The sequence below is a fragment of the Bacillus sp. CH_70 genome, assembly GCF_038007045.1.
Lineage (GTDB): Bacteria > Bacillota > Bacilli > Bacillales > Bacillaceae_G > Bacillus_A > Bacillus_A cereus.
The window spans coordinates 2,093,750-2,119,103 of sequence record NZ_JBBOWL010000001.1; the positions used below are offsets into that span (position 1 = coordinate 2,093,750).

Genomic DNA, 25,354 nt, shown 5'->3' on the forward strand with positions numbered 1-25,354 from the left:
AATGATAGTATAATAGGGAGAAGTGGAAGAGATGTTAGCAGTTATTTATACAGCAAATTAAGTGGAGGAATGAAACATGTATAAAACATTTCTATTTGATTTAGATGGAACTTTAACGGATCCGAAAGAAGGGATTGTAAATTCGGTTTTGTATGCGTTAAAAAAAGTAGGAATTGAAGAAGTACATATAAGTGAGTTAGATTCATTTATAGGTCCTCCTATTCAGCAATCATTCGTAGAGAGATATAATATGAGTGAAGGAGAGGTTGAACGTGCAGTTTTTTACTTCCGTGAGTATTTAAAGCAGCGTGGATTGTTTGAAAATAATGTATACGAGGGGATTCTGAAGCTCTTGCAACAATTAAAAAGTTCAGGAAATCGCATATTCGTAGCTACTTCAAAGCCCACTGTATTTGCGAAACAAGTTATAGAGCATTTTCAATTAACGAATTATTTCGAAGATATCATTGGAAGTAATTTAGATGGTACGAGAATAAAAAAAGAAGAAATAATTGCTCATATTTTACAAACAAATGAAGAACTAAATAAAGAAGAAATGATAATGATTGGTGATAGAAAGCACGATATAATAGGTGCGAATCAGAATGGAATTGCTTCAATTGGTGTTTTATATGGCTATGGCTGTGAGAAAGAACTGACTGAAGTTAGTGCGACTTACATAGTGAAAGATGTTGAAGAACTGTATCATTTTTGTGCAGAAAAAAGTTTAATAAATTAGTAAATATAGATGCTAGCAATCCCTTTATAACGTATGATGAGGAATTCGTTTCTGTTTAAAGGGATTTTTCATATGTAATCGAATATTTATAATTAGACATTTTTAGCATGAAAAAATTGTATGAATAAGAGGAGGGATGTCAGAATTAAAAGATTAGTAGAAGTTTATCAATAAAATTTAGAATATTCTGTTTAATGGAGGGGTAAAATTGGAGTTAGTTATTATATTATTAGCACTAAGTTTACTTATGTTCGTAGCATACAGAGGCTTTTCTGTTATTCTATTCGCACCGATATTTGCATTATTTGCAGTATTTTTGACAGAACCTAGTTATGTATTACCTTTCTTTTCTAATATCTTTATGGAGAAAATGGTTGGATTTATAAAGTTATATTTTCCTGTGTTTTTATTAGGAGCAATATTTGGAAAAGTAGTGGAAATGTCAGGAATTGCAGATTCTATCGCAAAAACGATTATTGAGTTAGTTGGTGAAAAACGTACTATATTAGCGATTGTATTAATGGGGGCTATTTTAACGTATAGTGGTGTTAGTGTGTATGTAGTAGTGTTTGCTGTTTATCCGTTCGCAGCTAAGTTGTTTCGACAAGCTAATATTCCAAAACGTTTAATCCCTGGAACGATTGTTCTTGGAGCAGTAACGTTTACAATGGATGCGCTACCTGGATCACCACAAATTCAAAATGTAATACCTACAACATTTTTTAAAACGGATATTTATGCTGCACCGATACTTGGGATTGTAGGAGCAATTTTTGTTCTTACATTAGGTTTACTATATTTAGAGAGTAGACGTAAGAAGGCAAAAGCAGCAGGTGAAGGATATTTTGGTTTTAATGATGGAAATACTGAAATGGCAGCATCTTTGCAATTAGAACAAAAAAATATGCCATTAATTAATAACATTGAAATCACAAGAGCACAACAACTTATTGCATTTATACCACTTATTTTAGTAGGTGTAATGAATAAAGTGTTTACTATTATGATACCGAAGTGGTATCCAAGCGGTTTTGATTTTTCTGCAATTGGTATGAAAGCATTTGGAAAAGTAGAATTAAGTGCAGTAGTAGGAATCTGGTCTGTAGAATTGGCACTTATTATAGGGATCTTAACAACGTTATTATTATATTGGAAGCGAGTAGTAACAGGTTTCCAAGCTGGATTGAATACAAGTATTGGTGGAGCACTACTTGCAACGATGAATACAGGAGCTGAGTTTGGATTCGGTGGTGTCATTGCAGCACTTCCAGGCTTCGCAATTATGAGAGATGGTATCTCTGCTACTTTCACAAATCCGTTAGTGAATGGTGCAGTAACGACGAATATTTTAGCTGGAATTACAGGCTCTGCATCAGGAGGTATGGGAATAGTATTAAGTGCAATGGGAGATAAATTTATTGCAGCGGCCAATCAATTTGATATTCCATTAGAAGTTATGCACCGTATCGTATCAATGGCATCAGGAGGAATGGATACACTACCGCATAACGGGGCTATTATTACTATTCTTACAGTAACAGGATTAACACATAAACAGTCCTATAAAGATATATTTGCTATTACAATTTTGAAAACGGTTGCTGTATTTTTAGTTATCGTGTTCTATACTTTAACAGGACTCTATTAAACATTCGAATCGTAAAGATTCATCAAATCGATAATTTATATCATAAAATATTAATTAGGATAAGAAGGGGTGGAGTACTTGCAAGAAGTTTCTGAGTTTCGTATGCCAAAGTCGGTATTATATGGAAGGAATTCGCTTGAAAAACTGGGGGAACAATCAAAAAAGTTAGGGAAAAGAGCTTTTATAGTTACTGATACAATTATGGAGAAATTAGGATATGTTGAAAAGTGTATACAACAACTAAATAAGAAAAGTATTACTGTTAGTACATATAATAAAGTAGATGCTGAGCCTACAAATATACACGTGTTAGAAGCGTTATCTCTTTGTAAAGAGGAAAAGTGTGATTTTATTATCGGTATTGGTGGTGGAAGTTGTATTGATGCTGCGAAAGCAGTAGCGGTTTTATATACAAATGGTGGAGAAGTTGAGGATTATGTCCAAAAGGATATTGAAATAGAAAACAACCCACTACCACTTATTGCAATTCCAACAACTTCTGGTACTGGATCGGAAGTTACAAGTGTAGCAGTAATTACGAATAAAAAAACAGATGTAAAAATGATGATGAAGCATCCTAGTTTTATACCGAAAGTAGCAATTATAGATCCAGTTTTGACAAGTTCATTACCACCACAAATTACGGCAGCAACAGGAATAGATGCGTTATGTCATGCAATTGAAGCGTATATTTCTAAAGTTTCACAACCACTTACAGATGTACTAGCTCTTTCAGCTATTGAAAGTATTATGAAATATTTACGTATAGCATATGAAGATGGACGTAATATGGAGGCAAGAGAAGCGATGATGATTGCTTCCTTACAAGCTGGAATTGCATTTTCTAATGCATCAGTTACATTAGTTCATGGAATGTCAAGGCCAGTGGGAGCATTATTTCATGTACCGCATGGAATATCAAATGCCATACTATTACCTACAGTGTTAGAGTTTACAAAAACAAGTGCAATGAAAAGGTTAGCAAAAATTGGACGTAGTTTAAATAAGGATTTGTATTCGAATTCTGATGAGGAAGTAGCAGACTACACGCTTGGTGAAATAAAAAAACTTTGCTTTGATCTTCGTATTCCAAATTTAAAAGAATACGGAATCGATGAAATTGAATTTGAAAATGCTATTTCTAAAATGGCATCAGATGCAATTGAAAGTGGTAGCCCAGCTAATAACCCACGTGTTCCATCATATGATGAAATCAAAGAGCTGTATCGAGAGTGTTTTAATTATAAGTATAAAGAATTTATAAAAACATCAGATTGTTAATTCCAGAATATTCTATAAAATTTCCTTGGAAATGAAAGTAGAATTATTCTTTAATATTTCCATATTTTCCGTTAAAACAAGACTTTATATTCCAAACTTAAAGTCTTGTTTTATTATGTATAATATACATAATAAAACATTGCTATTAGTTTCATAAAAATAGTTTAGGTAGGTGTTTTGTATGAAAACGATAGGTCTTATAGGTGGTATGAGTTGGGAATCAACTTCTGAATATTATCGAATTATTAATGAAGAAATAAAAAAGAGATTAGGAGGGCTACATTCAGCAAAATGTTTGATTAATAGTGTGGACTTTGAAGAGATTGAAAGATTCCAGTCTAGAGGAGATTGGAATGGAGCAGGTGAAGTTTTAGCGAATGCGGCGTATTCATTACAGAAGGGAGGAGCAGACTTTATAATCATTTGTACAAATACAATGCATAAGGTAGTTGGAAAAATAAAGGAGAAAATTGATATTCCAGTCTTACATATTGCCGATGCAACTGCAAAAGCAATTAAAAGAAAAGACATTCAAAAGGTTGGTCTGCTTGGAACTAAATATACAATGGAGCAAGATTTCTATAAGTCACGTATTGAAGAGCATGATATAAAAGTAATAGTACCATCAGAAAAAAATAGAAAAGAAATAAATAAAGTAATATATACAGAATTATGTTTAGGAAAAATAGTATCTCAATCTAGAGAATATTATAAAAGAGTCATCGAAGAGTTAGTGCAAAAAGGAGCACAGGGAATCATATTAGGTTGTACAGAAATAGGGTTATTAATAAAGCAAGAAAACGTATCTGTCCCGATATTTGATACGACTCATATACATGCAATTGAAGCAGTCAAGGTAGCTCTAGATAAATAGATTATAATTATATTATGTAAACTTAATTCATATATCTGGAAAACATTCAGAAAATATTTTATAATGTAAGTGGTTACATTTAAGGGGGAATGCGTATGTTTTCAGTTCAACCAATCGCATTTGTACATAATGAAAGAAAGGAAATAAAAGATGATGAGTGGGGAGAAGTAAGATCCCGTATAACTTTAACTGAAATGTATGCAGAAGAAAGTATACAAGGGATTGAAGATTTTTCCCATATTGAAGTTGTTTTTTATTTTCATAAAGTAACTGACGAGCAAATTCAGTATTTTGCTAGACATCCTAGAAATAATAAAGATTATCCTGAAGTAGGTATTTTTGCACAGCGCGGAAAAAATCGCCCGAATCGCATAGGTGTAACAATTGTAAAGGTGATCAAAAGAGAAGGTAAATCAATTATTGTTGAGGGATTAGATGCTATTAATGGTACTCCTATATTGGATATAAAACCAATAATGAAAGAGTTTATACCGAAAGAAGAAATACACCAGCCTAAATGGGCAACGGATATAATGAGACAGTATTGGAAGGGGAATGGAGTAAAATGAGAATATATGAGGCAACAATTGCAGATTTAGATGGACTAGCATCAGTTTTTAATAACTATCGCATGTTTTATAGGCAGGATTCTGATTTAGAAGGTGCAAAAGTATTTTTACGAAATCGAATTGAGAAAAAAGAGTCCGTTATTTTCGTAGCAGTTGAAGACGGCGAATATATTGGGTTCACACAACTATATCCATCATTTTCTTCCATTTCAATGAAAGAATTATGGATTTTAAATGATTTATTTGTACAAGCGGCGAAGCGTGGAGCCGGAACAGGTAAAAAATTATTAGAAGCTGCTAAAGAATACGCATTAGAGAATGGAGCAAAAGGTGTAAAATTGCAAACAGAGATTGATAATTTATCAGCACAACGATTATATGCTGAAAATGGTTATTTGAGAGATAATCGTTATTTCCATTACGAATTAACGTTTTAAAAAATTAAGTTGAAAGAGGCATTTTCAAGAAAAAGAATTTCTTTGTAATGAGAAATTCTTTTTTATTTTTGCCTAAATTAAAAAACACGACAACGAAAACGATATTTATTTATTGTTAAACAATAAATGATGTGATAAAATTATGTTGTCATTAAATAAGTGAGGTCTTGTAAATGAATCTTAAACGAAGTTCAACAACGTTCTTAAAAGTAATTATTTTTCTTGCTGGAATTTCAGTGCTTGCTTTATGCATATTTTTAGTGCCGGAAATGGCGAATTTCGCAGCGAATTTGTATCCTAATATTACTCTGATAAAATATCTTGTTTTCATTGTGATGTATGGAGCAGCTGTGCCTTTTTACGTTGCTCTTTATCAGGCTTTCAATCTTTTACAGTACATTGATGAGAACACAGCGTTCTCGGAATTATCTGTAAAGGCGTTAAAGAATATAAAGCGCTGTGCAGTTACAATCAGTGGTTTGTATGTATTAGGTTTACCACTTTTTCATTTTATAGCGAAAAAAATGGACCCTCCTATTGGGTTAGTGGGACTCATTATCGTTTTTGCTTCGCTCGTTATTGCTGTTTTTGCTGCTATTCTGCAACGCCTTCTACAAGAAGCAATTAACATAAAATCAGAAAATGATTTGACGGTCTGAGGTGGCGGATATGACAATTATTATTAATATTGACGTCATGTTAGCAAAACGAAAGATGAGTGTAACGGAACTTTCGGAGAAGGTTGGAATTACGATGGCGAATCTTTCTATTTTGAAAAATGGGAAAGCAAAAGCGGTTCGTTTTTCAACATTAGAAGCGATATGTAAAGCTTTGGAGTGTCAGCCAGGGGATATTTTGGAGTATAAAAACGATGAGAATACTCAATAAAAAAAGATAACAAATGTAAATAATAGAAGTCAATAAAGAAGGGATAGCCACTAAGCTATTCCTTCTTTACGTTAATTGCTGTTACTAATAAAAAATAAAATTTGAATTGCAATGTTTGCTTATCAAAAGGGAACTTGCTACCTTTTGAGGTAATCCGTTTTGTGGAAGACAATTATTTGCCAAAAAGGCTATTTTAACTATGTTTTAAATTATTTTGAGTGCATCAAAATCTTCATTTGTATTATAGTTGATTTAAAACCCAGTTTGTTGCATCTTCAAAGTTATCTGCAATGTAGTTTGGTTCAATATGTGCCCATTTGTCTCGGTACGTATGCAAAGCATCATACCCAGCGCCTGTTCGGACTAGAATTGTTGTCGCATTTACTTTTGCTCCTGCAACAATATCAGTCCAGCGATCACCAACTACAGCACATTGTGTTAAATCAAGCCCATGTTTTTTTGCTGCTTTAAGCAGCATGCCTGTACTTGGTTTACGGCATTCACAACCATCACCGTGTTTATGAGGACATACATAAATATCATCAAAACCGAAGCCTTCTAATTCTTGTACAAAATCGGCTACAGTTGCTATTCCATCTGCGATACCAGGTTGATTTGTGAAAGAGAAAATTTTTATATTTTTAGCTTTTAGTTTTTGCAAGGATGTTTTTGTGAATGGAAATAATGTAAAAGATCCTGGATAATGTATTGTAGTGTCACCACCAATTGTACCGTCACGATCAATGAAAATTGCTTTAATGTTTGTCATAGTTATAGTCCCTTCAATTATAAGTAGTTTAAAAATGTTTTACAAATCGGTAGCCATTTACTTCATACCCTAATTTTTTGTAAAAAGGATGAGCTTCTACTCTTTTTGTTCCACTAACTAGCCATGTGCCAATGCAATTATGTTTCTTTGCTAATTGCTCTGCATAATCCATCAACACTTGTCCAATGCCTTTCCGTCGTATGTTAGAATCGACGCTAATAATTGAAATCTCTCCATAACGTGTTACATCTTCTAAATTTTCACGTATACGAAATCCAAGTAATCCAAATATAGCTTCTTCTTCTTCTTCGTAAACATATAAAAAATCAAACGGACTCATTTGTACGAATTGTAATCGATTGTTCATATCTTCATAGGAAATAGAGGAACCTTTTAATTCTTTCGTTAAAGAACAAAGTGCGTCTATATCATCTATCGTTGCTTCACGAATTTGAAAAGACATATTATCCACTCCAATAAAATGTAATCAAACATTTAATATTCTGTTAAAAAATGTTTTTTCCTGCTATGAAAATAAATATTTTATAATGATATATAGATAGTTATATGTTATTCTTTTCCTTGATTGTATTGGAAATGGAAAGAGGGGAAATACATGTTAGAAGTAAATATCCGCTCAGCTGGATATGAAATAGGCGAAGAAACAATTCATAATATAGCTTTTTCTATCGAAAAAGGTGAACTAGTTGCTCTTATTGGAGCAAATGGTGCTGGGAAGAGTACGACGATAAAAACGATGCTCGGATTACTTGTAAATATGGACGGTGAAATATCATTCGGTGAAAAGAAAAATCCGTATGCATACGTGCCAGAACATCCAACATACTATGATTACTTGACGCTCTGGGAACATATTGAATTATTAATGGCTGCTCGTGGAAGTGAAATGGGAAGCTGGGAAGAACGAGCGGAACAATTATTACATACTTTTCGAATGGATAAGCATAAACATGAGTATTTATCAAAGTTTTCAAAAGGTATGAAACAAAAATCGATGCTAATATTGGCGTTTTTAACTGAGCCAGATTTTTATATCATTGATGAACCCTTTATCGGTTTAGATCCAGTAGCTACGAAAGAGTTTTTAAGTTATTTATATAAAGAAAAAGAGCGCGGAGCAGGAATTTTACTTTGTACGCACGTATTGGATACTGCTGAAAAAATTTGTGAAAGATTTTTACTCATTTCACAAGGTACATTAGTCGCAGATGGACATTTAGAATCTATTCAAATGTTAGCGGAAATGCCGGGTAGCTCATTACTAGACTGCTTTGATGTAATCGTAAGGCGTGAACAACATGATTAAACAACAATTTTATAAAAGATTACGCCATGAGCTTCAGCGGAAGTGGAAGTCTATACGTTCGGTAACAGATTGGACAGTCGCATTATATATTATTATACCAGCACTTATATTTATGGGAATCTATTATAGGTCACTATGGATAAATGAATTATCAACGGAAGAGACGATTTATTTCGGATTAGGATTACTCGCATTTTATCTAGTAACATATCCGAGAGGAGTTCGTTCATTTTTTGAGCAAGCGGATAGTTTATTTTTAATTTCGTATGCAACACATATGCAAAAATTAGTCCAGTATGGCATGATGTACACATTTGTTCGAATAGCGATAACGAATATAATATTAGTCGTTATTATGTTACCGGTGTTGGTGAAAAGTATCGGAGTAACAGAGATACAAGTCCTATTATTTTGGGTATTCTTTACTATATTTCGATTTATGATGTCGTTGTTAACGAGATTTATTCATGTACATGCGGAGAAACGATGGGTTTTATGGATTGTAAAAAATGTAGTATTTTCTATGAGCGTGTCCTTTTTTGGAATTAGTTTATTTTTTATTTATAAAAATCCATTTTATTCAATTCTATTTATCGGTTTAGTAATTTTCTTAAGTAGTGTATTAGTAAAAGCGAAAATGAATTATAAAAAGTTCTTTTTTAAAGAAATTGAGAAAGAAAAGGAGGAAAGCATGCGCTGGACGAGCGGAATTATGCAAGTTGGTGGTCATGCGGCTAAACCGAGTAGTTCGAATAAAAAACCGTGGATGTTTCCGTACTCTAAAAGACTATTAGGAAAAAAAGCTGATTCTCGTATTGTCGAATCTTTTTTGAAAGAATTTTTCCGTACAAGTACTGCACGAATATTTTATATTCAAATTGTATGTATCAGTACTGCAAGTATAATTATGACTCCTAGGTGGATTGCAGCTATTGTTCTCGTATTTGCTGTAGTTGCAATTTCTCGCTATGCACGTGATTATTGGAATGAATTTACGAATAAGATGTTTCTTCATTTATATTGTGATGAAGGGAACTTACTTTTGTTAAGATGGAAGGCAAATCGTTATTTACTACTACCAGCAATACTTTTGTATGGAATAGTTATACTTGCCCAGTTTTATTTAATGCCAGCTGTGATTGGTGGCATTATTTTTATTTTATTAATTGTATGGATTGTATTTTTACCATTAAAAAAGAGCCATTGACGGCTCTTTTTCTAGTCTGTAACACATTGATAAATAAAATATACTAAAACGAGTATGCTTGCGGCGGAATACATGACATCTAAAGTCATCTGATCGCCTCCTTATTATTGTTGTATTTTTATTGTATGAAACCTTACAATTTCATATTCAAGTGAAAAATATGTGAACGTTAACAAAATTGTAAAGTGCAAAAATTACAATCATTTTGTATAATAGAAGAAACCACCGTTATATAAAAAAATAATGAGTGAAAGGGGAGGGAACATAAATGCCAAATTGGTTTAGAAAAACCTTAGTCGCATTAATTACCGTATTTACATTTGGTTTAGTGACGCCTCCTTCCATATTACTTGATAATGCCAAAGCTGCGGACAAGCCTACGAGCACAGCTGGGCAACAAAGTTTGGAGAGCACGTCCTATACATATGAAGAAACGAATGACAGGTTAACCACCGATACTTTTATTACTTATGCAATGCAAGAAGCAGAAAAGCAGTCGATGCAAAAGTTTGGTACTAAAATTGGTCCAGTAATTGAAGATGAGTTTAAAGATGTAATATTACCGAAAATTGAAGAGGCAATTGCTGAGCTTGCTAGTGATGTACCAGAAGATTCACTACAATCATTAGCGATTTCTCAAAAACCAGCTGGTGGAAATAATGAAAAGATTTTTCACGTCTACGATACGAAATCAGGAAATGATTTATTGCGTTTCCATGTAAGAAGAGATCATCCGCCGCAAGATGGTTATTATTTTAATTTCCATTATCACCGTTTTGATGATGGATACTCTGGACATCATGAGTTAGGAAATATTTATTGGAATACGAATGTACCGCCGAAATGGTTGTCTTAAAAAGAACAAGAGAAAATCTTGTTCTTTTTTATTTTTATAGAAGGGACAGACAACTATGTTGTTGAATAACATAGGTTTAGAAAAAAGAAGCAAAAGGAGTATGGAGATGCAAAAATATATTGTTTTTGACTTTGATGGCACATTAGTAGATTCACAAAATATATTTGTACCGATTTATAATCAACTTGCTGAAAAACATGGGTATAAAGCAGTAAAGGAAGACGAAATTGAACATTTACGTAAATTAACGATGACAGAGAGATGTAAACAACTCGATGTACCACTGTATAAATTACCGATGTTAGCTTTGGAATTTTATAAATTGTATCAGCCTGCTATAAAAAATCTTGTTTTATTTCATGGGATGAAGGATGTATTAGATGAACTACATAAAACAGGATACGGTATTGCGGTCATATCATCTAACTCAGAAGAGCATATTCGGGCGTTTTTGCACAATAATGGTATCGAAAATATTCAAGAAGTGTATTGCTCTAAAAATTTGTTTGGTAAAGATAAAATGATAAAAAGATTTTTAAAATCGAAAAAGATAACAGAGCAAGATATGTTATACATTGGTGATGAACAGCGAGATGTAGCAGCTTGTAAAAAGGCTGGGGTGAATGTAATTTGGGTATCTTGGGGATATGATGTTATTGAAACAGTGAAAAAAGACGCACCCGATTATATGGTTCATAAGCCGATGGAAATTGTGCAAGTAGTACAAGGAGTGTATTCATCATATTGAATTTTGAGTAGCAAATTTAGAGGAATCCATTTCTTATTATGATAAGTTGTTTCCGATAATTAGATGGAGAAAGTTAAATGAAGTAGCATATAGCACGGGAGAAAGTGAAATATAATTTAAAGAAGTAGATGAGGAAATCGTAAGGACGTTAGGTCCTAGACATATTTGTTATCAAGCTATTCATAGAGAAGTAGTTGATGAAGTAGTAGAGTTTCTTTCTAGTACGAAAGTGAAGGTAATACGTGGTTTAATTGAAATGAATCATTATTCAGAAGGGTACTATACGATTGATTTTTACGATCCGAATGGATTTATTGTAGAAGTAGCCTATACACCAAATGCAGAAATATAAGGGGAATAGATATGAAGATAATTACAGCACGGCAAAACAATATACAAATTGTAAAAGATGCAGCGAATATTGAAGAAATTTCTAAAGGTTTCTCTCCAGATAAGAAATATGTAATTACGAATGCAAATAATGAAAAATATTTATTTCGGACAGGAGATATAAAAGAGTATGAAAGAAAGAAAATAGAGTTTCAAATTTTAAATGAAATGGTAAAACGTAACGTACAGGTACAAAGGCCAATTGAAATAGGTATATTGGAAGAAGAAGGTGTATGCTATAGTATTTTTTCATATTTAGAAGGGGAAGATGCGAAGAAGCTATTGCCTACGTATTCACCAAAAGAACAATATGATATTGGCATAGAGGCAGGAAAAGATTTAGCAAAAATGCATACATATGAAGCTCCTAATGATATACTTCCATGGCATGAAAGAGCAATGAAAAAACATAGTAAATATATAGAAGCATACAAAACATGCGGAATAAAAATAAAAAATGATGATAAGATTATTAAGTTTATAGATGAAAATGAAATGTATGTAAAGGATCGCCCAAATCGATTTCAACACGATGATTTTCATTTAGAAAATATAATTGTACGGGATGGGAAATATGTAGGTGTAGTTGATTTTAATGGTTATGACTGGGGCGATCCACTGCATGATTTCGTGAAAATTGCACTATTTGCAAGGGACATTAGTATTCCGTATTCAATCGGACAAATAGAAGGATACTTTAATAGGAGAATACCAGAGGAGTTCTGGAAATTATATGCGGTGTACGTTGGCATGACAGTTTTCTCATCAGTTGTCTGGACATTAAGAGCAGCACCACATATGTTGGATGATACGTTAGAGCGTCTTACTATTGTATTGGAAGATCATAAAAACTTTGAGTTATCAAAACCAAGTTGGTTTCAACCAGATAAGATTGATATGAAATAGAAAAGGTAGGTGTGATTCGCACCTACCTTTATTTTTTACCATCAAAATACTTATTTAATTTTCTTAAATGTAAGCGGCTGTGTACTTAACATAGCAGGTACATGTAACTGAAGGGATGGGAATTCACCACTTACATTCATTTCATAAGCGAATAATAAGCTCATTTTCATTTGGAATAAGTCAACTTTTGTAGAGAAGATGTCGTAATGATGATGCCCTAATTGAATATCCATTTCCATAAATTGTACATATAACGAATCATCTCGTTTGTATACTTGTAATGTTCCGTATGCAGGATGTTCAAAAGTACCAGTATAATCCTCTAACTTGTGCGAAGGTGTAGTCTCTTTAATTTGTTCAGGGAGGGATTCAGTTGCTTCTTTCATCATTTCCTTCATTTTTTTAGTATCTTCTACAGCACGTTTATGCCAATCAATGGATTCTAATTCAAGTAGTTCGTCATAAATTTGATTAGCGAGATAAGTAGGAAGTAATGTTCCTCCAGCATTCGTTAAAATGACAAGGCCTATGTTTTCTGTTGGTATAAATGAAACAAGCGCTGAAAATCCATCGATATTACCGCCATGATGAATCACTTTTTTACCACGATAAGCGCTAATAAACCAACCAAGACCGTAACTATTTAATGGAGATTCAGGGAGTGATAAAACCGGTTGGTCTGGAATTGAATTGTGTGGTGTATACATTTGTTGTAATAATTCAGAGGAGATTAATTCATGATCTCCAAATTTTCCTTCATTTAAGTGGAGAAGTACCCAATTTGCCATATCTTCAATTGTGGAATTAATACACCCAGCAGCGCCAACTGTATCGATGTTACGGAATGGAACTGCTTTTATTTCACCGTCATTTTCAATGTAAGGTAAAGCATAATCATCTGTAGTTTGTGAATCGTTAACAGAGAAGTTTGTATGTCTCATATTTAAAGGTTCTAAAATATGTTCTGTAGTGTATTGCTCCCACGTTTGATTTGTAATGTTTTCAACAATGTAGCTAATTGTTGCATACATTAAGTTGTTATATAGAAATGCAGTCCGGAACGGTGCATCAAGTGGTAAATGTTTTATTTTTTCAACGAGATCTTTTCGAGATAAGGAAGAACTATACCAAAGAGCCTCATGACGACTCACTCCAGTTCGATGAGAAGCTAAATCCCGTCCTGTAACTTGTGAGCTAGCAAGTAGTTCAGATAAAGTAAAGTTAGGTATATAAGACTGGATAGGGGTATCCCAATTAAACTTTTTTTGCTGTGCTAACAAGCTTAATGAAAGTGTGCCAAATGCTTTCGTTGAGGAACCGATTGCGAATCGAGTATTCGGTGTAACAGCCTCTTTTGTTTCTATATTACGATAGCCGAAACCTTCTGAAATAATAACTTCACCGTCTTTTATAACAGCGACAGCAGCACCAGGAACATTTAAATCCTTCATCATTTTTTCAACCGCTGTTTGTAAAGAAGTCATAACAGGCGTTTCAATTTTAGACATACTTCTAACCTCCAAATATAAATTTTGTTCTACCGCACTATACTTTCGGTAATAGAAAATGAAAACCTTTTTAAATTTGGAAAGTTAATAATTTTGTAAGAATTAGTGGAAGAAATTTTATTAATTAGGATTATTAAATTTACCATTTTTCATGTTATGATAAATTTCATATAAGATTGAAAGAAGGTTTTCCTACATATGAAACATGCTGAAAATGAATACTTAAATTTATGCCGCCATGTAATGGAACATGGTACGAAGAAAGAAGATCGTACAGGGACAGGAACTGTATCTGTATTTGGATATCAAATGCGTTTTGATTTGAGTAAAGGATTTCCTTTATTAACGACAAAAAGAGTACCATTTCGCCTTGTAGCAAGTGAACTACTTTGGTTTATGAAAGGTGATACAAATATTCGCTATTTATTGCAGCATAATAATAATATTTGGAATGAATGGGCGTTTAAGAGCTGGGTAGAAAGTGATGAGTATACTGGTCCTGACATGACGGATTTTGGTCTTCGCTCACAACAAGATGAAGAATTTAAAGTACAGTACGATGAGCAGATGGAATTGTTTAAAAAGAACGTTTTAGAAGATGATGATTTCTCAAATAAATATGGTTATTTAGGAGACGTTTACGGTAAACAGTGGCGAGCTTGGAAAACGACAGCTGGTGAGACACTTGATCAATTAAAAGATGTAATTGAAATGATTAAAAAAACACCAGACTCACGTCGTTTAATCGTTTCTGCTTGGAATCCTGAAGACGTACCAAGTATGGCATTACCCCCTTGTCATACATTATTCCAGTTTTATGTAGCGGACGGAAAGCTTTCTTGTCAGCTATATCAAAGAAGTGGTGACATATTCCTTGGAATACCATTTAACATCGCAAGTTATTCACTACTAACACATTTAATTGCACACGAATGTGGTCTTGAAGTAGGGGAATTTGTTCATACAATTGGTGATGCACACATTTATACAAATCATTTTGAACAAGTAGAAAAGCAATTGGCACGTGAACCACGTCCGTTCCCGAAACTTACATTAAATCCAGATGTGAAATCTGTTTTCGATTTTGAAATGGAAGATTTAACGATTGAAGGATACGATCCGCATCCAGCAATTAAAGCACCGGTTGCAGTATAATTGTAGAGGAGATGAAAAAATGATTGTTTCATTTATGGTCGCAATGGACGAAAATAGAGTAATTGGTAAAGATAATAATTTACCTTGGCGTTTACCGAGTGAATTACAATACGTGAAGAAAACAACGATGGGTCACCCGCTTATTATGGGAAGAAAGAACTATGAAGCGATTGGTAGACCGCTGCCTGGAAGACGTAATATTATTGTAACTCGTAATGAAGGATATCACGTTGAAGGATGTGAAGTTGTTCATTCTGTAGAAGAAGTATTCGAACTATGTAAAAATGAAGAAGAGATTTTTATTTTTGGCGGAGCGCAAATTTACGATCTCTTTTTACCATACGTAGACAAGTTGTATATAACAAAAATTCATTATGCATTTGAAGGAGATACATTCTTCCCAGAAATGGATATGACAAATTGGAAAGAGATTTTTGTAGAAAAAGGTTTAACAGATGAAAAAAACCCGTATACGTATTATTACCACGTATATGAGAAACAACAATAATAAAGAAGATTGATGTGAGAATTCGCATCAATCTTTTTATTTATATTCACCAATATAAGTTTATAGATGAGATTCGATAGTGCTATAATGATAGGTAGCATGTAAAAATGCTAAAATTTTCAAAAGTACTAATATAGAAAGAGGAGGAGAATCGATTGAGAAAGATATGGGGGATTCTTTTTCTTTGCTTAACATTCATCTTAGTTGGATGTGGTAAAGAAGAAAAACCACAAGAAGCGTTTGATACATATGTAAAAGCGTGGAATAAACAAAAATTTGCAGATATGTATGATCAACTATCAAAAAATGCAAAAAAAGATATTTCAAAGAAAGAATTTACTGAGAAATATGAAAAAATTTATTCTGGTATCGAAGTGAAAGACTTAAAGGTAGAAACAGGGGAAGTAAAAGAAGATAAAAAAGATGAAGGCCCTGTTCCTTTTAAAGTAAGCATGGATACAGTTGGTGGTAAAATTACTTTTGGCCATGAAGCAAAAATGGTGAAAGAAAAAGATGGAGATAAAGAATCTTGGAAAATAGATTGGACTCCTGATTTTATTTTCCCTGGCATGACGAAAGATAGTAAAGTGCGTATGCAGACAACACAGCCAAAACGTGGTGAAATATACGATCGTAATGGAAAAGGTCTTGCAACGAATGGGAAAGCTTCTGAAATCGGATTGATTCCTGAAAAGTTAGGCGATACTGCTCCGCAAACGAAAGAAACAGTAGCGAAGTTATTAAATATGTCTGTAGAAGAAATTGATCAAAAATTAGCTGCTAAATGGGTAAAACCAGGGTATCTCGTACCAATTGGAATTTTGCCTGAAGGGGCAACGCAAAATACGTACATTGATTTACCAGGTGTTTCAACAAAACCTGTAAATGTTCGTACATATCCGTTAGGGGAAGCGGCAGCTCATCTGACTGGTTATATTGGAAAGGTAAATGCTGAAGATTTAAAAACGCTACAAAAGAAAGGCTATCAAGCTGATGACCCAGTTGGTAAAGCTGGTTTAGAGCAAGTATTAGAGGAAAAGCTACGCGGTAAAAAAGGTGGCCGTGTCTTTGTAGAAGATGCGCAAGGAAAAGAAATTAAAAACTTGGCAAAAACAGATGCTGTTGATGGAGAAAATGTAACTTTAACTATTGATAGTGCTGTTCAAGAAAAAACGTATAATGAAATGAAGGGCGAAGCTGGTTCAAGTGCAGCAATCAATCCGAAAAGTGGAGAAACAATTGCACTAGTAAGTAGTCCAGCATATGATCCTAATTTAATTGCACGAGGAACATCGAAAGCGCAACGCGAAGCTTGGAATAATGATCCGAAAAAACCGATGACGAATCGCTTTACACAATTATCGGTACCAGGTTCTGTATTTAAACCAATTACAGCTGCAATTGGTCTTGAAACGAAAACAATCGATCCAAAAGAAGAGTTGAAAATTGAAGGATTAAAATGGACAAAAGATTCTTCTTGGGGTAATTATTATGTAACGCGTGTGAAAGATGCAAATCCGATTGATTTTGATAAGGCGATGAAATACTCGGATAATATTTACTTCGCACAAGAAGCTTTGAAAATCGGAAAAGACAAGTTTATGAGTGAAGCGAAAAAATTCGGATTCGATGAGAAACTACCAATTGAATATGGATTCCCTGCTTCTAAAATTGCAAATGACGGTATTAAAAATGATATTCAAATGGCAGATACAGGATATGGACAAGGACAAGTATTAATGACTCCTCTTCATTTAGCTTTAATGTATGCGCCAATTGTAAATGATGGAACGATTCCATCACCGTATATTATTAAAACAGATAAACAACCAAAAGCTTGGAAAGAAAATGTAATTTCTAAAGGAAATCAGGATATATTAAAAACTGCTATGACGAAAGTAATTAATGATCCGGATGGTACAGGGAAAATTGCTAAGATTGATGGAATGACTCTTGCTGGAAAAACAGGTACAGCGGAATTAAAAGTATCTAAAGAAGCCGAAGGAAAAGAACTAGGCTGGTTCGCTGCATTTGATTTGAATTCGCCAGATATGGTCATTACAATGATGATTGAAGATGTAAAAGGTAGAGGTGGAAGTAACATTCCAGCTGAAAAAGTAAAACATGTTTTTCAAAAATAATATGTAATAAAAGGCTATCTCTATAATTTATAGAGGTAGCCTTTTTGTATGAGAAGTCTTAATATCTGTATACTAAATTTTAGAGAAACAAAATAAATCATTAACTTACGAAAAAAAAGTAGCTATTTTTTATTGACATTGAATAAAACTTTTTGTATTATACTTACATAAGGTAAGTTATTAACTTTTAAAAAACAAATCTTGAATTGAAGATAAAGAGAAAAAAGGGAGAGAATACAATGACAAAAGTACTATTTATCACAGCAAATCCAAATTCAGCAGAAGGTTCTTTCGGAATGGCAGTAGGGGAAGCTTTCATCGAGGCTTATAAAAACGAGCATCCACAAGACGAAGTTGTAACAATTGATCTATTCAATACTACTGTACCAGCAATCGATGCAGATGTATTTGCTGCTTGGGGTAAATTTGCAGCAGGTGAAGGCTTTGAAACTTTAACGGAAGCTCAACAACAAAAAGTAGCAGCAATGAACACAAACTTAGAAACATTTATGCATGCAGATCGTTATGTATTCGTAACTCCAATGTGGAACTTTAGCTATCCACCAGTAGTAAAAGCATACTTAGATAACGTAGCAATCGCAGGTAAAACATTCAAATATACTGAAAATGGTCCAGTCGGCTTATTAGAAGGTAAAAAAGCACTTCACATTCAAGCAACAGGTGGCGTATATTCTGAAGGAGCATACGCAGCTGTAGACTTCGGACGCAATCATTTAAAAACTGTATTAGGATTTGTCGGTGTAAATGATACTGATTATATTGCAGTTGAGGGTATGAATGCAAACCCTGAAAAAGCACAAGAAATTAAAGAAGCGGCAATTGCTAATGCTCGTGAATTAGCAAAACGTTTCTAATATAGAATGCTTAAAAAGTCCAAACACTTGCTGTTTGGACTTTTTTTCTTCTTTTTCCTTCGTTTGTCTAGTATAATGAAGGTCGGAATGATAATAGGTGGGGGTTCTGTATGATTCAAACGTTTTTTAAAATCTTTTATTTAATTTTAATTGTAATTGCGATTACACCGAGAATGTGGCGTCTTAAAAGACAAGTAAATACGATGGCGCCAAAAGAAAAAGATAATGCTGTGTATAAAACGACAAATTGGTTTGGTAAGAAAATGGTACGTGTAGCTGGAGGGACAGTAGAAGTGAAAGGGCTTGAAAATGTTCCGAAAGACAAGCCGGTACTAGTTGTAAGTAATCACCAAAGTAATATGGATATCCCTGTTTTACTAGGTTACTTAAATAAACCAATTGGATTCGTGTCAAAAGCAGAGATTAAAAAGTTCCCAGTTGTACCAACTTGGATGGAACTTATGAATTGTGTATTTATGGATCGTAGCGATCGTCGTCAATCTCTTAAAGCAATTAAAGATGGAATCGAACTATTAAAGAATGGACATTCTATCGTAATTTTCCCAGAAGGAACGAGAAGTAAAGGTGGCGAAGTTGGAGAGTTTAAGGCTGGTAGTTTCCATCTTGCAGTAAAATCAGGTGTAGCAATTTTACCTGTAACGTTAGATGGTACATATAAGATGTTTGAAGCGAATGGAAATCGTATGAAGTCAGCTCATGCAACAGTAACAATTTCTAAGCCGATTACACCTGAAGAGTATGCGAATATGGATATTAAAGAATTAACGAAGCATACACAGGAAGTTATCGCATCACAATTACATAAGTAATAAAAAAGGTTTCAGCTTATAGTAAGCTGAAACCTTTTTTATTATGCTGTAGGTAAGACGTAAAAGAGTACACAGAAGAACATCATCGTACTACCACCTAAAACGAACAGGTGCCATATGGCATGGTTGAAAGGTAGCTTTTCCCAAAGGAAGAATATAGCTCCGACAGAATATAAAATTCCACCTGCTAAAAGTAGTGAAAAACCATGTCCAGTTAGATTTTCATAAAGTGGTTTAATGGCAACGATTATGAGCCAGCCCATAATGATGTAACATAAAGTTGATGCCTTTATAAAGCGACGTACAAAGAAGATTTTGAAGACGATACCTCCGATTGCAAGTGTCCAAATTATAGCAAGCAACGTCCATCCTAATGGGCCACGAAGTGTAATAAGTAGAAAAGGAGTATACGTGCCAGCAATCAATAAGTAAATGGCTGAATGATCTAAAATAGTAAATATTTTTTCTACTTTAGGATGATGAATGCTATGTAGCAATGTTGAAAACAAGTACAGTAAGAACATGCTTACACCATAAACAGTAAATGCGACTACAGCTGATGCGGTACCGTGCTTAGAAGCATGAATAATCAATATGATTAAGGCAGGGATGCTTAAAATGGCACCGATACCATGTGTAATTGCATTTGCAATTTCTTCTTTTACAAATTGGGTCATTCGTGTCATTTTTTCAGTCATAATGCAAATCCTTTCTACTATCATAAAATAATATGTCATTTCCCTTACCATATCATACACAAGAGCAATAGAAAATGAAATTTGTATAATTGATTATATTTTTGAATTTTTTTGACAAAAGGCAATGGATTTGTTGACGTTTTCAAACTTTTTTGACAAAATAAAATTATGTAATAGTAGGACAAGGAAACTACTAATAAAGGGGATGGGGAAATGTTTTCAAATATTGGCTTTCCAGGGTTAATTTTAATTTTAGTAGCAGTACTCATTTTATTTGGACCTAAAAAATTGCCGGAAATCGGGAAGGCTTTAGGGGAAACGTTAAAAGAGTTTAAAAAATCAACGAAAGAATTGACAGATGACGCATTTCAAGAAAAGGAAAAGAAAGAAAAACTGTAATGTATTTTCCTTGTAATGGATAAATAAAGTGTGGTGAACGAGATGGAAGATCGGGAAATGAGCGTAGTAGAACATATTGTTGAACTTCGAAAAAGAGTAATATATACAGTGTTATCCTTTGTACTATTTTTAATTATTGGATTTACTTTTACAAAGGATATTTATTTTTGGCTTGTAAAAGATTTACCAATGAAATTAACTGTTCTCGGTCCAAGTGATGTATTGTGGATTTTTTTCTCGATTGCTACAGTATTTGCTATCGTTTGTACAATTCCTTTTGCTGCTATACAAATTTGGTTATTTGTAAAACCGGGTTTACATCCAAATGAACAAAAGATGACAATAATGTATATACCGGTATTGTCTATATTATTTATCGCAGGTTTATGTTTTGGATACTTTATTGTAATGCCGTTTCTATTTCACTTTTTAACTACGATAGGTAATGAAATGTTTAATACGATGTTTACGACAGAAAAGTATTTTCATTTTGTACTTAATTTAACAGTTCCATTTGCTGTGATTTTTGAATTGCCAGTCGTTGTAATGTTTTTAACTAGTATTGGAATACTTACGGCGGAATTTTTAATAAAAATAAGAAGGTATGCTTACGTAGCATTAATTATCATTGCATCTTGTATATCACCGCCTGACTTTTTATCTCATAGTTTAGTTGCGGTGCCGCTTATTTGTATTTATGAAGTAAGTATTGCTTTATCAAAGGTTGTAAGTAAGAGGAAAAAGAAAAGAGAAGAAATGCAGTCGAAAAGTGCCTCGTTATAAAGGCACTTTTTTATTTATTTGTTATACTATAGCTATAAACGTATACAATATATAGAAGAAAAAAATTATAGAATCTCCAAAATTTAGACAAACTTTGCGCTTTTATAAGCTTATACTAAATGTATTAAACAATTGATGGATAATGAGATTCCCGTCTCAGAGATATTTAGGACGGGAAGATGGATTAGGTGGAGATGAATAGAGTATAAATCTTCTAGCCATAAGGACTACAGAAATCATATAAGTCTGATTTTACTCCACTTTAAACAACGTCTTACAGCGCAAAGTAGAGGAAGTTCAAAAATCCAATGAAAAAGAGGATTGATATTGTGATTACGAAAAGTTTTTATTTCACTCATTCAACAGGGGATTGTATTAAAATATTCGAAATCCCTGTCCTACAGGCACAGCATCCATTATCGTTTCTAATTCAGTCTCGTCTTCAATTATTTATTGCAAAAATTCAAAAACAAAAACATCCAAGATTTTCATATTCTTTCCGTGAATATTTACAAAATTGTTTGAAGTGGAATGATTATTTAAATGTATATAAAACAAATACTCTTGAAAAAAATGCATGATATAGAGTAGAGACAGGGTTAGGAGCTCTGTCTTTTTCATTTTAGATATAAAAATATAATTAATTTGATGAAATTTCGTTCCAAATTGTTGAAAGCAGTGGGAATACTAGTATAATAACAAGGAGAGCGTATTGGAAAGGGAAGAATATAATATGCAAAAAATTAAAATTGTAACAGATTCAACGGCAGATTTATCACAAGAGGTAATCGAGAAGTATGACATTCATGTTCTACCATTATCAATCTCTGTAAATGGACAAACATATTTAGATCGCGTTGATCTACAACCAGATGAATTTATTGAAGAAATGATTAAATCAGAGGAACTACCAAAAACATCACAACCTGCAATGGGTACATTTGTAGAAATGTACGACAAGTTAGGTGAAGATGGAAGTGAAGTACTTTCCATTCATATGACAAGTGGAATGAGTGGTACTGTAGCAACTGCAAATAGTGCTGCATCAATGACCGATACAAAAGTAACAGTTGTTGATTCTCAATTTATTACACATGCTTTAGCATATCAAGTGATTGAAGCTGCAAAAATGGCAAATGAAGGACGCTCACTAGAAGAAATTTTAAAACGTGTAGATGAAGTAAGAAAGAATACTCGTTTATATGTAGTAGTAGATACATTAGAAAACTTAGTGAAGGGTGGACGTATCGGTAAAGGAAAGGCGTTTATCGGTTCGCTGCTTAATATAAAGCCAATTGCTAGTCTTGAAGATGGTGTTTATAATCCTGTAACGAAAGTTCGTAGCCAAGGCCAAATTGTAAAAACATTAGCTAAGTTATTTGAGCAAGATACAGCTGGAAAAGTTGTAAAGGCTGTTGCAATTCCGCATGCGAAAGCAATTCCTTTAGCTGAAAGTATGAAAGCGGCGGTTGAAAAAGTGAGTGGGTTTGCTCAATCAGAAATTTTCTATACAACGCCTATAATTAGTACTCATACAGGTCCAGGTGCAATCGGATTTATGTATTTAGCAGAGTAATAAAAAAGCTACTTGAAAATATATTTCAAGTAGCTTTTTTATGTAAATAGAAAGTAAGAAATAAGAAGAGCTATACAGGCACTACCGCTAATGATATAGCGAGTCTGTAAATATTCATTCATAGATAACACCCTTTATCCTGCTATTTGCGGACAGTAAAACTCCCACCTCAAAATTTAGCTGGAGCAAAGAGGTTAGGTGGCGGGCTGTCCGTAAAAGCCCGATTGGTGAAGGTTAATAATCAGTGGGGATAAAGAAACTCCCACTGATTAAAATTTCATTATAGGATTTTCTATATTATATGTTGGATATAGAAAATCAGTCGTTACGTTACACATGTAAAGTTTCAATTTTTTCATTTACTTGCTTATCATTTGTTGCGTTACTATAAATAAAAGTTTGGCCTAAAAAGAGTACATGCAGTTGTTCCCATGGTAACATGCGCAAATTCCAATTATTTCGAAGTCTAGTTATTGCTTCACGAGGTGTTTCATCGGCGAGTGCAAAAGCTCCGTAATGCATCGGTATAAAATGCGTAGCGTTTAAATCTAAATAAGCTTGCACAGCTTCTTCAGGTGAAACATGAGATACTTTCATAAACCATTCTGGTTCATAAGCGCCAATGGGCATAAGAGCAATATCAATTAAAAAGCGTTCACCGATTTCTTTGAAACCTTGGAAATAGCCACTGTCGCCACAAAAATATATGGTTTCCATAGTCGTTTCATTATCGATAATCCATCCGCCCCAGTGAGACGTATTCATATCAAATAAGAATCTTCTCGTCCAGTGCTGAGCAGGTACGAAGTGAAAAGAAACTTCGTTAATTATCGTACTTTCCCACCATTTATACTCTTCTACATGTTTAAATTTCTTACGAGTAAATAATTTTTTTAATCCGATAGGTACAAGATATAGAACATCATCATTCAACTGACGAAGAGTTGAAAAATCTAAATGATCATAATGACCATGTGAAATAAGGACAATATCAATTTTAGGCAGTGCTTCTATAGAGAGTCCAGGTTCTGTAAGTCTTGTAACTAGCTTTAATTTATTGGCCCATACTGGATCTGTTAATATATTAAGTCCATTCGTTTGGATAAGAAAAGTAGAATGCCCAATCCACGTGATAGTCGTTTTTTCAACATTACTTTGCAAAAATGCACTTTGTTTAACGGGTGATTGTTCTACTAAGAAAGAAAAATCCTTTTTGTTTTGCTTTCGTTCTTTACGCCAGCGTAAAAAAGAGCGAATTGATTTTTTTGTACTAACATTATCCATATTTTCATAGCGCTTTGCCATGAACATCACCTCATTTACAATCGTTGTATTTGTATTGTACCGAAATGTTGTTAAGGAATACAGTGTAAAACATGGATTAATGTTTAAGGAATTGTTAAAAAATAGGGAGAGATATTTACAAAAGTAACAATAAAATTAGTTTTATCAATTCTATTTATAGAAATAATAGTAAAAAAATATATTTTGTCTAGTAATTCGCTTGAAATAAAGAAGTAACATACGTAAATTCGTACGATTTCGTGAACAAATGTAGTAAACAATTTTCTCGTAGTGTTAACTTTTGTTATTATAAACATAACCTATTTAAATTTAGGATAGAGAAAAGAGGTTTATAAATGAAGCGTTATCAAAAAATAATTGGTCTTATGGTTGTATTTTGTCTCTTTGTACTTGCTGGATGTAGTGAATCAGGTTCAAAGCTTCGTAAACCATTAAATTGGGATTTAGAAACTTTCCAATTTACAAATCAAGATGGAAAGCAATTTGGTACAAAAGATTTAAAAGGGAAAGTTTGGGTTGCAGATTTTATGTTCACAAATTGTCAAACAGTTTGTCCACCAATGACTGCAAATATGGCCAAGCTGCAAAAGATGGCAAAAGAAGAGAAGATAGACGTTCAGTTTGTTTCATTTAGTGTAGATCCAGACCTTGATAAACCAGAAAATCTGAAAGCTTTTATTCAAAAGTTTACAGAGGATACTAGTAACTGGAATTTATTAACGGGATATTCGTTAGAAGATATCACGAAGTTTTCAAAAGATAATTTCCAATCACTTGTAGATAAGCCGGAGAATGGTCAGGTCATGCATGGTACATCATTTTATTTAATTGATCAAAACGGAAAAGTAATGAAAAAGTATAGTGGCATTAGTAATACGCCATACGAAGACATTATACGTGATATGAAGCGATTAGTGGATTAAAAATAAGGGTGCAT

The 25,354-nt window shown here is 33.4% G+C and carries 28 protein-coding genes and 1 pseudogene; 24 read left to right on the forward strand and 5 right to left on the reverse strand.

All coding sequences use genetic code 11. From position 1 onward, the window contains the following. The first annotated feature begins 76 nt into the window (after positions 1-76). The 8 genes from N2V79_RS10760 (at position 77) to N2V79_RS10795 (ending at position 6,436) form a co-directional block, all read left to right on the forward strand. Positions 77-739: an HAD family hydrolase gene (locus tag N2V79_RS10760; RefSeq protein ID WP_069355516.1), complete on the forward strand. Its 663-nt coding sequence runs from the start codon at positions 77-79 to the stop codon at positions 737-739. Between the two features lie 208 nt (positions 740-947). Further along, entirely contained in the window at positions 948-2,387 is a 1,440-nt protein-coding gene (locus tag N2V79_RS10765; protein WP_069355517.1) for a GntP family permease, read from the forward strand. Positions 2,388-2,465: 78 nt separating this feature from the next. Next, positions 2,466-3,668 carry an iron-containing alcohol dehydrogenase gene (locus N2V79_RS10770; protein ID WP_071730087.1) on the forward strand — a complete coding sequence of 401 codons (1,203 nt, stop codon included), beginning with the start codon at positions 2,466-2,468 and terminating at the stop codon, positions 3,666-3,668. A gap of 181 nt (positions 3,669-3,849) precedes the next feature. Beyond that, complete coding sequence (locus N2V79_RS10775) at positions 3,850-4,542, forward strand: aspartate/glutamate racemase family protein (RefSeq protein WP_088023266.1); 693 nt, start codon at positions 3,850-3,852, stop codon at positions 4,540-4,542. A gap of 95 nt (positions 4,543-4,637) precedes the next feature. After that, positions 4,638-5,111, forward strand: a complete 474-nt coding sequence (locus N2V79_RS10780; protein WP_000493251.1) for an SAM-dependent methyltransferase — start codon at positions 4,638-4,640, stop codon at positions 5,109-5,111. Next, entirely contained in the window at positions 5,108-5,548 is a 441-nt protein-coding gene (locus tag N2V79_RS10785; protein WP_001223866.1) for a GNAT family N-acetyltransferase, read from the forward strand. The genes N2V79_RS10780 and N2V79_RS10785 overlap by 4 nt, the downstream gene beginning before the upstream one ends. A 173-nt stretch (positions 5,549-5,721) precedes the next feature. After that, positions 5,722-6,207, forward strand: a complete 486-nt coding sequence (locus N2V79_RS10790) for a DUF2975 domain-containing protein (RefSeq protein WP_053564614.1) — start codon at positions 5,722-5,724, stop codon at positions 6,205-6,207. Positions 6,208-6,217: 10 nt separating this feature from the next. Continuing rightward, positions 6,218-6,436 (forward strand): helix-turn-helix domain-containing protein, encoded by a 219-nt coding sequence (locus N2V79_RS10795; protein WP_000152534.1) that lies wholly within the window; start codon positions 6,218-6,220, stop codon positions 6,434-6,436. 241 nt (positions 6,437-6,677) lie between these two features. On the opposite strand, the gene N2V79_RS10800 is transcribed toward N2V79_RS10795, so the two are convergent. Next, a complete protein-coding gene (locus N2V79_RS10800; RefSeq protein ID WP_000181782.1) occupies positions 6,678-7,205 on the reverse strand; it encodes an HAD-IIIA family hydrolase in 528 nt (175 codons plus the stop codon). A 28-nt stretch (positions 7,206-7,233) separates the two neighbouring features. Continuing rightward, on the reverse strand, positions 7,234-7,668 hold the full coding sequence (locus tag N2V79_RS10805; protein WP_016081796.1) for a GNAT family N-acetyltransferase: 435 nt from the start codon (positions 7,666-7,668) through the stop codon (positions 7,234-7,236). A 153-nt stretch (positions 7,669-7,821) separates the two neighbouring features. Here N2V79_RS10805 and N2V79_RS10810 point away from each other — a divergent pair, with 153 nt between their 5' ends. The 6 genes and pseudogenes from N2V79_RS10810 to N2V79_RS10835 all read left to right on the forward strand — a co-directional run bounded on the left by N2V79_RS10810 (position 7,822) and on the right by N2V79_RS10835 (position 12,639). Next, positions 7,822-8,532 carry an ABC transporter ATP-binding protein gene (locus N2V79_RS10810; protein ID WP_053564612.1) on the forward strand — a complete coding sequence of 237 codons (711 nt, stop codon included), beginning with the start codon at positions 7,822-7,824 and terminating at the stop codon, positions 8,530-8,532. Then, positions 8,525-9,739 (forward strand): ABC transporter permease, encoded by a 1,215-nt coding sequence (locus N2V79_RS10815; RefSeq protein WP_340719848.1) that lies wholly within the window; start codon positions 8,525-8,527, stop codon positions 9,737-9,739. Before N2V79_RS10810 ends, N2V79_RS10815 begins: the two co-directional genes overlap by 8 nt. A gap of 268 nt (positions 9,740-10,007) precedes the next feature. Further along, positions 10,008-10,595, forward strand: coding sequence for a YpjP family protein (locus N2V79_RS10820; protein ID WP_001134421.1), 588 nt, complete (start codon positions 10,008-10,010; stop codon positions 10,593-10,595). A gap of 106 nt (positions 10,596-10,701) precedes the next feature. Next, complete coding sequence (locus N2V79_RS10825; RefSeq protein ID WP_053564610.1) at positions 10,702-11,343, forward strand: HAD family hydrolase; 642 nt, start codon at positions 10,702-10,704, stop codon at positions 11,341-11,343. Positions 11,344-11,371: 28 nt separating this feature from the next. Next, positions 11,372-11,695, forward strand: a pseudogene (locus tag N2V79_RS10830) (topoisomerase IV). 11 nt (positions 11,696-11,706) lie between these two features. Then, a complete protein-coding gene (locus N2V79_RS10835; protein WP_106822138.1) occupies positions 11,707-12,639 on the forward strand; it encodes an aminoglycoside phosphotransferase family protein in 933 nt (310 codons plus the stop codon). 50 nt (positions 12,640-12,689) lie between these two features. On the opposite strand, the gene N2V79_RS10840 is transcribed toward N2V79_RS10835, so the two are convergent. After that, complete coding sequence (locus N2V79_RS10840) at positions 12,690-14,147, reverse strand: serine hydrolase (RefSeq protein WP_106822137.1); 1,458 nt, start codon at positions 14,145-14,147, stop codon at positions 12,690-12,692. 198 nt (positions 14,148-14,345) lie between these two features. On the opposite strand from N2V79_RS10840, the gene N2V79_RS10845 reads away from it, so the two are divergent. The 5 genes from N2V79_RS10845 (at position 14,346) to N2V79_RS10865 (ending at position 19,656) form a co-directional block, all read left to right on the forward strand. Beyond that, positions 14,346-15,302 carry a thymidylate synthase gene (locus N2V79_RS10845; protein ID WP_000679600.1) on the forward strand — a complete coding sequence of 319 codons (957 nt, stop codon included), beginning with the start codon at positions 14,346-14,348 and terminating at the stop codon, positions 15,300-15,302. Between the two features lie 19 nt (positions 15,303-15,321). Continuing rightward, on the forward strand, positions 15,322-15,810 hold the full coding sequence (locus N2V79_RS10850; RefSeq protein ID WP_000637207.1) for a dihydrofolate reductase: 489 nt from the start codon (positions 15,322-15,324) through the stop codon (positions 15,808-15,810). A 155-nt stretch (positions 15,811-15,965) separates the two neighbouring features. Further along, a complete protein-coding gene (gene pbpC, locus N2V79_RS10855) occupies positions 15,966-17,951 on the forward strand; it encodes a penicillin-binding protein 3 (protein WP_340719849.1) in 1,986 nt (661 codons plus the stop codon). 239 nt (positions 17,952-18,190) lie between these two features. After that, a complete protein-coding gene (locus N2V79_RS10860; RefSeq protein ID WP_000170028.1) occupies positions 18,191-18,826 on the forward strand; it encodes an FMN-dependent NADH-azoreductase in 636 nt (211 codons plus the stop codon). A 110-nt stretch (positions 18,827-18,936) separates the two neighbouring features. Further along, positions 18,937-19,656: a lysophospholipid acyltransferase family protein gene (locus N2V79_RS10865; protein WP_000616582.1), complete on the forward strand. Its 720-nt coding sequence runs from the start codon at positions 18,937-18,939 to the stop codon at positions 19,654-19,656. A 41-nt stretch (positions 19,657-19,697) separates the two neighbouring features. Here the strand turns inward: N2V79_RS10865 and trhA are convergent, their stop codons facing one another. Next, positions 19,698-20,354 carry a PAQR family membrane homeostasis protein TrhA gene (gene trhA, locus N2V79_RS10870; protein ID WP_000136890.1) on the reverse strand — a complete coding sequence of 219 codons (657 nt, stop codon included), beginning with the start codon at positions 20,352-20,354 and terminating at the stop codon, positions 19,698-19,700. A 213-nt stretch (positions 20,355-20,567) separates the two neighbouring features. Here trhA and N2V79_RS10875 point away from each other — a divergent pair, with 213 nt between their 5' ends. The 4 genes from N2V79_RS10875 to N2V79_RS10890 all read left to right on the forward strand — a co-directional run bounded on the left by N2V79_RS10875 (position 20,568) and on the right by N2V79_RS10890 (position 23,112). Further along, entirely contained in the window at positions 20,568-20,753 is a 186-nt protein-coding gene (locus tag N2V79_RS10875; RefSeq protein ID WP_000492442.1) for a twin-arginine translocase TatA/TatE family subunit, read from the forward strand. A gap of 42 nt (positions 20,754-20,795) precedes the next feature. Continuing rightward, positions 20,796-21,536, forward strand: a complete 741-nt coding sequence (tatC, locus tag N2V79_RS10880; protein WP_000390119.1) for a twin-arginine translocase subunit TatC — start codon at positions 20,796-20,798, stop codon at positions 21,534-21,536. A 329-nt stretch (positions 21,537-21,865) separates the two neighbouring features. Further along, entirely contained in the window at positions 21,866-22,117 is a 252-nt protein-coding gene (locus tag N2V79_RS10885) for a DUF2535 family protein (RefSeq protein ID WP_000629012.1), read from the forward strand. Positions 22,118-22,269: 152 nt separating this feature from the next. After that, positions 22,270-23,112: a DegV family protein gene (locus tag N2V79_RS10890; protein ID WP_029948540.1), complete on the forward strand. Its 843-nt coding sequence runs from the start codon at positions 22,270-22,272 to the stop codon at positions 23,110-23,112. Between the two features lie 330 nt (positions 23,113-23,442). On the opposite strand, the gene N2V79_RS10895 is transcribed toward N2V79_RS10890, so the two are convergent. Continuing rightward, complete coding sequence (locus N2V79_RS10895; RefSeq protein WP_340719850.1) at positions 23,443-24,417, reverse strand: MBL fold metallo-hydrolase; 975 nt, start codon at positions 24,415-24,417, stop codon at positions 23,443-23,445. Between the two features lie 335 nt (positions 24,418-24,752). Between N2V79_RS10895 and N2V79_RS10900 the strand changes: the two genes are divergently transcribed. Then, a complete protein-coding gene (locus tag N2V79_RS10900) occupies positions 24,753-25,340 on the forward strand; it encodes an SCO family protein (RefSeq protein ID WP_000833332.1) in 588 nt (195 codons plus the stop codon). Positions 25,341-25,354 lie beyond the last annotated feature (14 nt).

Bases quoted from the DNA above. Each gene is read 5' to 3' on its own strand.
- N2V79_RS10875 (WP_000492442.1), top strand. From the start codon at position 20,568: ATGTTTTCAAATATTGGCTTTCCAGGGTTAATTTTAATTTTAGTAGCA.
- N2V79_RS10900 (WP_000833332.1), top strand. From the start codon at position 24,753: ATGAAGCGTTATCAAAAAATAATTGGTCTTATGGTTGTATTTTGTCTC.
- N2V79_RS10850 (WP_000637207.1), top strand. From the start codon at position 15,322: ATGATTGTTTCATTTATGGTCGCAATGGACGAAAATAGAGTAATTGGT.
- N2V79_RS10760 (WP_069355516.1), top strand. From the start codon at position 77: ATGTATAAAACATTTCTATTTGATTTAGATGGAACTTTAACGGATCCG.
- N2V79_RS10890 (WP_029948540.1), top strand. From the start codon at position 22,270: ATGCAAAAAATTAAAATTGTAACAGATTCAACGGCAGATTTATCACAA.
- N2V79_RS10785 (WP_001223866.1), top strand. From the start codon at position 5,108: ATGAGAATATATGAGGCAACAATTGCAGATTTAGATGGACTAGCATCA.
- N2V79_RS10795 (WP_000152534.1), top strand. From the start codon at position 6,218: ATGACAATTATTATTAATATTGACGTCATGTTAGCAAAACGAAAGATG.
- N2V79_RS10780 (WP_000493251.1), top strand. From the start codon at position 4,638: ATGTTTTCAGTTCAACCAATCGCATTTGTACATAATGAAAGAAAGGAA.
- N2V79_RS10790 (WP_053564614.1), top strand. From the start codon at position 5,722: ATGAATCTTAAACGAAGTTCAACAACGTTCTTAAAAGTAATTATTTTT.
- N2V79_RS10825 (WP_053564610.1), top strand. From the start codon at position 10,702: ATGCAAAAATATATTGTTTTTGACTTTGATGGCACATTAGTAGATTCA.
- N2V79_RS10835 (WP_106822138.1), top strand. From the start codon at position 11,707: ATGAAGATAATTACAGCACGGCAAAACAATATACAAATTGTAAAAGAT.
- tatC (WP_000390119.1), top strand. From the start codon at position 20,796: ATGGAAGATCGGGAAATGAGCGTAGTAGAACATATTGTTGAACTTCGA.
- N2V79_RS10820 (WP_001134421.1), top strand. From the start codon at position 10,008: ATGCCAAATTGGTTTAGAAAAACCTTAGTCGCATTAATTACCGTATTT.
- N2V79_RS10800 (WP_000181782.1), bottom strand. From the start codon at position 7,205: ATGACAAACATTAAAGCAATTTTCATTGATCGTGACGGTACAATTGGT.
- N2V79_RS10860 (WP_000170028.1), top strand. From the start codon at position 18,191: ATGACAAAAGTACTATTTATCACAGCAAATCCAAATTCAGCAGAAGGT.
- trhA (WP_000136890.1), bottom strand. From the start codon at position 20,354: ATGACTGAAAAAATGACACGAATGACCCAATTTGTAAAAGAAGAAATT.
- N2V79_RS10805 (WP_016081796.1), bottom strand. From the start codon at position 7,668: ATGTCTTTTCAAATTCGTGAAGCAACGATAGATGATATAGACGCACTT.
- N2V79_RS10810 (WP_053564612.1), top strand. From the start codon at position 7,822: ATGTTAGAAGTAAATATCCGCTCAGCTGGATATGAAATAGGCGAAGAA.
- N2V79_RS10845 (WP_000679600.1), top strand. From the start codon at position 14,346: ATGAAACATGCTGAAAATGAATACTTAAATTTATGCCGCCATGTAATG.
- N2V79_RS10865 (WP_000616582.1), top strand. From the start codon at position 18,937: ATGATTCAAACGTTTTTTAAAATCTTTTATTTAATTTTAATTGTAATT.
- N2V79_RS10895 (WP_340719850.1), bottom strand. From the start codon at position 24,417: ATGGCAAAGCGCTATGAAAATATGGATAATGTTAGTACAAAAAAATCA.
- N2V79_RS10840 (WP_106822137.1), bottom strand. From the start codon at position 14,147: ATGTCTAAAATTGAAACGCCTGTTATGACTTCTTTACAAACAGCGGTT.
- N2V79_RS10775 (WP_088023266.1), top strand. From the start codon at position 3,850: ATGAAAACGATAGGTCTTATAGGTGGTATGAGTTGGGAATCAACTTCT.
- N2V79_RS10815 (WP_340719848.1), top strand. From the start codon at position 8,525: ATGATTAAACAACAATTTTATAAAAGATTACGCCATGAGCTTCAGCGG.